This window comes from Mycobacterium sp. E183 (assembly GCF_001667735.1).
Classification (GTDB): domain Bacteria; phylum Actinomycetota; class Actinomycetes; order Mycobacteriales; family Mycobacteriaceae; genus Mycobacterium.
Map to the genome: position 1 here is coordinate 1 of NZ_LZJN01000151.1, position 2,618 is coordinate 2,618.

Genomic DNA, 2,618 nt, shown 5'->3' on the forward strand with positions numbered 1-2,618 from the left:
TCGCTGATGGTCAGCGGCGGCAGCAGCCGGATGATGTTGCCGAACATGCCGCACGTCAACACGACGACGACGGCGGCGGGTCCTGCGGATACGGCCGTGGCTGGGCCGGCGGCCGTCCACCCTGCGGTGCGGGTTGCGCCGGTGCGGGCTGGCCGGGCGGCGCCTGCCCCGGCGGCGGGGCGAGGCCCGGGGGCGGCGCCTGCCCGGGCGCAGGCTGGCCCGGCGGCGGCGCCTGCCCGGGCGGGGGCGCCTGCGGCGCAGGCTTGGGCTGGAGCTCCTGCGCCGGCATCGAGTTCAGCACCGGGCGGATGTAGAGACGAGCGGTCTGCCCCAGGTTGCGGGCCTCGTTGCCGTCGTTGCCGGGCACGGTAATGACCAGGTTGTCGCCGTCGACCACGACTTCCGAACCGGAGACGCCCAGCCCGTTGACGCGCGCGCTGATGATCTGCTGCGCCTGTGCCAGCGCGTCGCGGCTCGGACGTGAGCCGTCCGGGGTGCGCGCGGTCAACGTGACGCGGGTGCCACCCTGCAGGTCGATGCCGAGCTTGGGTGCGGCCCGCTTGTCGCCGGTCAGGAACACCAGCAGATAGACGCCGACGAGCAGCAACAGGAAGACGGACAGGTAGCGGGCAGGGTGCACCGGCGCCGAAGACGATGCCACGTTCCTTCTATCTCCTCGAGAATCGGTTTCTTACCCCGGACAGAGCCTAGAAAAGACTACGTGCCTCCCTCACCGCGATCGCGCCGCTGGTGGGTTTGGGCCGCAATCGCCGTCAGGAATCCTTGGTCGCCCGGTTGTCGCCGAATTCCTCCAAATCGTCGGCGTCGTCGTCCTCAGCGAGGTCGTCCTCGTCGGGCAGTATCCGGTCGCGGATCGCCAGCTTCATCCAGGTCGTGACCACCCCGGGCGCGATCTCGAGGTCGACGGTGTCGTCCGTGATCTCGACGACCGTGGCCTCGAGCCCGGATGTGGTGTGCACGCGGTCGCCCGGCTGCAACGACTCGTGCAGGTCGATGGTGGCCTGCATCGCCCGCTTCTGCCGGCGCGAGGCGAAGTACATGAACCCGCCCATGATGAGCAGGAAGGGCAGGAACAGGATCAAACTTTCCATGAACGGGCCTGTCTTTTCGTAGTGGCTTCGTAGTGGCTTCGTCGTGGCACTGAAGGCCATCGGTGGCCGGGACGACCCGCGGGCCGCGCACCTCGTACCGGCCAGTGTGCCATTGCCGCAGGTCGCCCCCGAGCGCCGCCGTACATGAGAGGCCGGGCGGGGACGCGCCGGATAGGCTTGAGTCGCGACGTGACAGGCGCGCCGCGGTGAGGAGAAGATCGTGGCCGGCCTCGAGCAGACACGCCAGCTGGTCACCGAAATCCCCGGTCCCGCTTCGCTGGAGCTGACCAAACGCCGCGCCGCGGCGGTGTCGCACGGGGTGAACGTCTCGCTGCCGGTGTTCGTGGCGCGGGCGTTCGGCGGCATCATCGAGGACGTCGACGGCAACCGGCTCATCGACCTGGCCTCCGGCATCGCGGTCACCACCGTCGGCAACTCCTCGCCCCGGGTGGTGGAGGCGGTGCGCGCCCAGGTCGCCGAATTCACCCACACCTGCTTCATGGTCGTGCCGTACGAGCAGTACGTCGCCGTCGCCGAGGAGCTCAACCGGATCACGCCGGGCTCCGGCGAGAAGCGCTCGGTGCTGTTCAACTCCGGTGCGGAAGCCGTCGAGAACGCCGTCAAGGTCGCCCGCGCGTACACCCGCAAGCCCGCCGTCGTGGCGTTCAACCACGCGTACCACGGCCGCACCAACCTGGCGATGGCGCTGACCGCCAAGTCCAAGCCGTACAAGAGCGGCTTTGGCCCGTTCGCGCCGGAGGTCTACCGGGCCCCGGTGTCCTACCCGTACCGGGACGGGCTTCTCGACAAGGAGCTGGCCACCGACGGGGAGAAGGCCGCCGCGCGGGCGATCGACGTCATCGAGAGCCAGGTCGGCGCCGACAGCCTCGCCGCGGTCATCATCGAACCGATCGCCGGCGAAGGCGGCTTCATCGTGCCGGCCGAGGGATTCCTGCCGGCCCTGCTCGACTGGTGCCGCAACAACGACGTGGTGTTCATCGCCGACGAGGTGCAGACCGGGTTTGCGCGCACCGGCGCCATGTTCGCGTGCGAACACGAGGGCATCGAACCCGACCTGATCTGCACCGCCAAGGGCATCGCCGACGGGCTGCCGCTGTCGGCGGTCACCGGCCGGGCGCAGATCATGGACGCGTCGCATGTCGGCGGGTTGGGCGGCACATTCGGTGGCAACCCGATCGCTTGTGCTGCAGCATTGGCCACCATTTCAACGATCGAAAGTGACGGGCTGATCGAGCGGGCCCGGCAACTGGAACGGCTGATCACCGAGCCGTTGCTGCGCCTGCAGGCCGGCGACGACCGGATCGGCGAGGTGCGCGGCCGCGGCGCCATGATCGCCATCGAGTTGGTCAAGTCAGGTACCGCCGAGCCCGACGCGGAGCTGACTCAGAAGCTGTCCAAGGCGGCCCATGCCGCCGGCGTCGTCGTGTTGACGTGCGGCATGTTCGGCAACATCATCCGGCTGCTGCCGCCGCTGACCATCAGCGA

2 protein-coding genes and 2 pseudogenes are annotated in these 2,618 nt (G+C 69.3%); 1 reads left to right on the forward strand and 3 read right to left on the reverse strand.

Going from position 1 to position 2,618, the window contains the following annotated elements; translation table 11 throughout:
* The 3 genes and pseudogenes from A5691_RS28710 to yajC all read right to left on the reverse strand — a co-directional run.
* Positions 1-89 (reverse strand): annotated as a pseudogene (locus A5691_RS28710) (hypothetical protein); the annotation flags it as partial.
* Positions 68-661: pseudogene (locus A5691_RS17320) on the reverse strand (protein translocase subunit SecD); the annotation flags it as partial. The pseudogenes A5691_RS17320 and A5691_RS28710, both read right to left, overlap by 22 nt.
* A 112-nt stretch (positions 662-773) precedes the next feature.
* Complete coding sequence (gene yajC, locus A5691_RS17325) at positions 774-1,112, reverse strand: preprotein translocase subunit YajC (RefSeq protein WP_067268848.1); 339 nt, start codon at positions 1,110-1,112, stop codon at positions 774-776.
* A gap of 220 nt (positions 1,113-1,332) precedes the next feature.
* Between yajC and gabT the strand changes: the two genes are divergently transcribed.
* Positions 1,333-2,618: 4-aminobutyrate--2-oxoglutarate transaminase (gene gabT / locus A5691_RS17330; protein ID WP_068266727.1), on the forward strand; the 1,286-nt coding region annotated here is incomplete at its 3' end.